The organism is Planomonospora algeriensis, assembly GCF_977012225.1.
In genome coordinates this window covers 1-4,582 of record NZ_CDRNDK010000478.1, presented here as the reverse complement: position 1 = coordinate 4,582, position 4,582 = coordinate 1, and the positions used below count along the sequence as shown (strand labels likewise).

At 73.7% G+C, this 4,582-nt stretch carries 4 protein-coding genes; 1 reads left to right on the top strand and 3 read right to left on the bottom strand.

Features of this window, described 5'->3' with window-relative positions; translation table 11 throughout:
• Window positions 1-370: 370 nt before the first annotated feature.
• From ACWJ6R_RS30675 to ureA, 3 genes are all read right to left on the bottom strand, one after another.
• Window positions 371-1,369: an agmatine deiminase family protein gene (locus tag ACWJ6R_RS30675; RefSeq protein WP_449065567.1), complete on the bottom strand. Its 999-nt coding sequence runs from the start codon at window positions 1,367-1,369 to the stop codon at window positions 371-373.
• 71 nt (window positions 1,370-1,440) lie between these two features.
• Window positions 1,441-3,144, bottom strand: a complete 1,704-nt coding sequence (locus ACWJ6R_RS30670; RefSeq protein ID WP_449065566.1) for an urease subunit alpha — start codon at window positions 3,142-3,144, stop codon at window positions 1,441-1,443.
• Entirely contained in the window at window positions 3,141-3,842 is a 702-nt protein-coding gene (gene ureA / locus ACWJ6R_RS30665) for an urease subunit gamma (RefSeq protein ID WP_449065565.1), read from the bottom strand. The genes ACWJ6R_RS30670 and ureA overlap by 4 nt, the downstream gene beginning before the upstream one ends.
• A gap of 65 nt (window positions 3,843-3,907) precedes the next feature.
• On the opposite strand from ureA, the gene ACWJ6R_RS30660 reads away from it, so the two are divergent.
• The gene (locus ACWJ6R_RS30660; RefSeq protein ID WP_449065564.1) at window positions 3,908-4,534 is read left to right on the top strand and encodes a TetR family transcriptional regulator C-terminal domain-containing protein; all 627 of its coding nucleotides are present in this window, start codon (window positions 3,908-3,910) and stop codon (window positions 4,532-4,534) included.
• Window positions 4,535-4,582: the final 48 nt, after the last annotated feature.

Genomic DNA, 4,582 nt, shown 5'->3' with positions numbered 1-4,582 from the left:
CGGTGTAGCGGCCCGCGCAGGCGCCGGTCGGCGTCCACGGGGGGCAGGAGCAGGGGGGGGAGGGGACGCTTCTTCGGAGGCTTCTCCCGGGGCGAGGGGTCCCCGACTCACCGATCTCCTCATTTTCCTGGGGGGACCGGCGCCCATCTCTGGACGCCGGCTCTGCGGTTCCGGTTCAGCCGACGTGCTTGGGGCTGGCGGCCCCGCTGAGCGCGACCGTACCGGGCTTGTGAACGATGACCTTCTTCATCACGTGCCTTCCTCGCCAATAAGAACAAATCGCAAGTATTCGCACTATTAACCCTCACTGACAAGATCTATTATGAGGATGGCCGGATGCGGACAATCGCTGGACAAGTATCGCCATAACTCATCGTGATGCGGGCTGCTGCTGGGTGATGCAGTGGATGCCGCCGCCCAGGGCGAAGATGTCCCGGGCGTCCACCGACTCGACCGCCCGCCCGGGGAAGAGCCGGGCGAAGAGCTCGGCGGTCGGGGCGTCCCGGGGGTCGTCGAACGAGCAGAGCAGGACCAGCCCGTTGGCCAGGTAATGGTTGACGTAGGAGTAGTCGACCAGCTTCCCGCCGGCCTCCCGCGTCTCCGGCGCGAGCAGCTCGACCACCTCCAGGGCGCGTCCCCTGGCGTCGGTCGAGGCCCGCAGGATCGCGAGGTTCTCCCGGGTGACCGCGTGGTCGGGATGGGACGGGTCGGGCTGAACGTGGCAGAGCACCAGGCCGGGCCGGGCGAAGGAGGCCAGCAGGTCCACGTGCCCGCTGGTGCCGTAGGGGCCGTAGTCGGCGGTCAGGCCGCGGGGCAGCCAGATCACCTTCTCCACCCCCAGCCGGGCGCGGAGCTCGGCCTCCACCTCCTGCCTGGTCCAGCCGGGGTTGCGCGCCTCGCCGAGCTGCACGGTCTCGGTGACGATCACCGTCCCCTCGCCGTCGACGTGGATGCCGCCGCCCTCGTTGACGAGCTCCGAGCGCAGGCGCCGCGCCCCGGCCCGCTCCAGGACCGCCCGGGCCACCAGGTCGTCCTTGGCGTGGGCGTTCCAGCCCCAGCCGTTGAAGGTCCAGTCCACCCCGGCCAGGCCGCCTCGCCCGTCGATCAGGAAGGTGGGGCCGTTGTCGCGCATCCAGCAGTCGTCGAGCGGCTGCTCCATCACCTCGACGCGGGGGTCCAGCCACCGGGCGGCGGATCCGCGCTCGCTCGGGTCGACGACCATGGTGACCGGCTCGTGGCGCACGACCGCGTTGGCCACGTCCGACCAGGCCCGGTAGGACGCCTCCGGATCCGCCAGGGCGTAGCCGGAGACCGGCCAGGACATCCAGGTGCGGGTGTGCGGGTGCCACTCCGGCGGCATGGAGAACATGTGCTGGCTCCTGGGGGATCGGCCGTCCTCGGACGGGCGGGGCCCTCCCGGACGGGGAGGGAAGAGGAGGGTCAGAGGAAGTACAGGCGGCTGAGGGAGACCGCGTCGGCGGGGGAGGACCGGACCTCCTCGCCGTCGAGGGTGACCCGGCCCAGCCCGTCCACCCGGACCGTGCCGAGCCGGGAGTTGCGGACCAGGTCCGCCGGGCCGATGCCCCGGGTGCCGCGCACGCCGACGCGGCGGCGCCGGGTGGTCATCCCGTCTCCGCCCGCCCCTGCGGCGGCCCCGCTGACGAAGGCCACCGACAGGTCCGCGGCGGTGGCCCCGTGCGCGCCGAACTGCGGGCCCAGCACCAGCGGCTCACAGGCGTCGGTGGAGGCGTTCGGGTCACCGGTCACGCCGTAGGCGGGGAAACCGGCCTTCAGCACGAGCTGCGGCTTGGCGCCGAAGTGGTCGGGGCGCCACAGCACGATGTCGGCCAGCCTGCCCGGCTCCAGGGAGCCGACCTCGTGGGCCAGCCCGTGCGCGATCGCCGGGTTGACCGTCAGCTTGGCCAGGTAGCGCAGGACCCGCTCGTTGTCGTTGCGCCCGCCCGCGTCCAGCCCCGCCTCCGGCCCCGTGCCCGGCTCGCCCTTCATCTTCCCGGCCATGGCGAACGTCCGGCGGACCGTCTCGCCCGCGCGGCCCATGCCCTGGGCGTCGGAGGAGGTGATGCCGATGACGCCGAGGTCGTGCAGCACGTCCTCGGCGCCCATGGTGCCCGCCCGGATCCGGTCCCGCGCCAGGGCGGCGTCGCCGGGCAGCTCCGGCTTGAGGCCGTGCACCGAGACGATCATCCCGTGGTGCTCGGCGACCGCGTCCCGGCCGAAGGGCAGCGTCGGGTTGGTGGAGGAGCCGATCACGTTGGCCACCCCGGCCAGCCGGAGCACGTCCGGCACGTGGCCGCCGCCGCAGCCCTCGATGTGGAAGGCGTGGATCGTCCGGCCGTCGAGCACGGCGAGCGTGTCCTCGACCGACAGGCACTCATTCAGGCCGTCGGTGTGCAGCGCCACCTGCACGTCGTACTCCTCGGCCACCCGCAGCGCGGTGTCCAGCGCCCGGGTGTGCGCTCCCATGTCCTCGTGCACCTTGAAGCCGCTAGCGCCGCCCTCGACCAGTGCCTCCACCAGCGGAGCCGGGTGCGAGGAGGAGCCGCGGGCCAGGAAGCCGATGTTCACCGGCCAGGCGTCGAAGGCGTTGAACGCGTGCCGCAGCGCCCACGGCGAGTTCACCCCGACGCCCCAGACCGGCCCGAACTCCTGCCCGATGATCGTGGTCACGCCGGAGGCGAGCGAGGCCTCCATGATGCGCGGGCTGAGCAGGTGCACGTGCGTGTCGATCGCGCCCGCCGTGGCGATCAGCCCCTCGCCGGACACGATCGTGGTCCCGGTGCCGACCACCACGTCCACGCCGTCCAGCGTGTCGGGGTTCCCAGCCCGGCCGACGGCGTGGATGCGGCCCTCGCGGACGCCGATCGACGCGGTCCGCACCCCGAGGAAGGGGTCCAGGACCAGCACGTTGGAGATCACCAGGTCGCAGGTCTCCCGGACCGAGGCGGCCTTCAGGTGCAGGCCGTCCCGCGCGGTCTTGCCGAACCCGGCGAGGAACTCCTCCCCGGGCAGCTGCGAGTCGTGCTCGACCTCGACCACCAGGCCCGTGTCGCCGAGCCGGACCCGGTCGCCCCTGCGCGGGCCGTACACGCTCGTGCGGTCCGCTCCGCCGATCCGCTCGCTCACGCGTCGCTCCCCAGGTAGCCGCAGGCCCGTGCCTTGTCCATGGCCCGCTCGAACGCCCCGGGCTCGTCCAGCGGCCCGTCCACCAGCCCGGCGAACCCGATCGCGACGCGGGCGCCGCCGATGGGGACCAGCCGCACGGTACGGCTCTCGCCCGGGCCGAAGCGGACCGCCGAACCGGCGGGGACGGCCAGCCTGCGCCCGTAGGCGGCACCCCGGTCGAACCGGAGCCGGGGGTTGGCCTCGAAGAAGTGGAAGTGCGAGGTGACGCTGATCGGCACCGCCGCCGTGTTGAGGACGTCCACCTCCACCCCGTCCGGACCCGCAGGGCCCGCCGGGTCCGCGTCCTCGCCGGCCGCGCCGGTCACCGCGCCGGGCGCCTCGGATCCCAGGGAGCCGCCTCCGATCGGGTCGCTCACCACGGCCAGCCGGGTGCCGTCGTCGAAGACCGCCTCGACCATCACCTCGGTGACGATGTCGGCCACGCCGGGCAGCACGTCGTCCGGGCCGAGCACCGCCCGGCCCGCCTCGACCGCCTCGGCCAGCCGGGCCCCGTCCCGGGCGGCCTCGCAGACCGCGTCGGCGATCAGCGCGGTGGCCTCCGGCACGTTCAGCCGCAGCCCCCGCGCCCTCCTGGCGCGGGCCAGCTCGGCCGCGGTGAACAGCAGCAGCCGGTCACGCTCGGTCGGTGTCAGCCGCACGGCGCATCCCTTCTGGAACGACGTTCAAACTTAGATCAGGATTCTAAACCGGTACGGTGGTGCTCATGACTGCGAAGCCCGGACCTGCGGCGGCGGTGCCCCTCACCAGACCGGAGCGTCCCGACGTGCGGACCCACGTGCTGCGGGCCGCGCTGCTGGCGATCGACGAGGTGGGGCCCGAGCGTGTGCGGGTGCGCGACATCGCCGAGCGCGCGGGCATGAGCAGCGGCCACGTCATGTACTACTTCGGCAGGCGGGACCGGATCCTGGTCTCGACGCTCCTGCTCAGCGAGGACGAGCTGGCCGAGCGCCGCACCGCCGAGCTGGCGGCCGTCGCCGACCCGCGCCGGGCGCTCGCCCGCCTGGTGGAGCTGTACCTCCCCACGGGCCCGGGGGACGTGCGGTGGCGGCTGTGGGCGCAGGTCGTCGCCCGGCCGCCGCGGGACGAGGAGACGCTGACCCGGATCGCCTCCTTCACCGGGACCTGGGCCGCGGAGCTGGCCGGGATCGTGGCGGGAGGCATCGGGCGGGGGGCGTTCCGGCCGGTGGACGACATCGGGGAGCACGCCCTGCGGACGTGCCGTGTCATGGACGGCCTGGCGTACGAGGTCCTCCTCGGTCTGCCCGGCAGGGACGCGGCCTGGGCGCGCGAGCAGGCCGTACGGGCGGCCCTGCGGGAGCTCGAGCCCTGAGGGAGGGGACCCCGGAAGCCGCCGCGGTGCGGCGGCGGGGGCGCGGGG

Coding starts and splice junctions, on each gene's coding strand:
- ACWJ6R_RS30675 (WP_449065567.1), bottom strand. CDS start 1,369: ATGTTCTCCATGCCGCCGGAGTGGCACCCGCACACCCGCACCTGGATG.
- ACWJ6R_RS30660 (WP_449065564.1), top strand. CDS start 3,908: ATGACTGCGAAGCCCGGACCTGCGGCGGCGGTGCCCCTCACCAGACCG.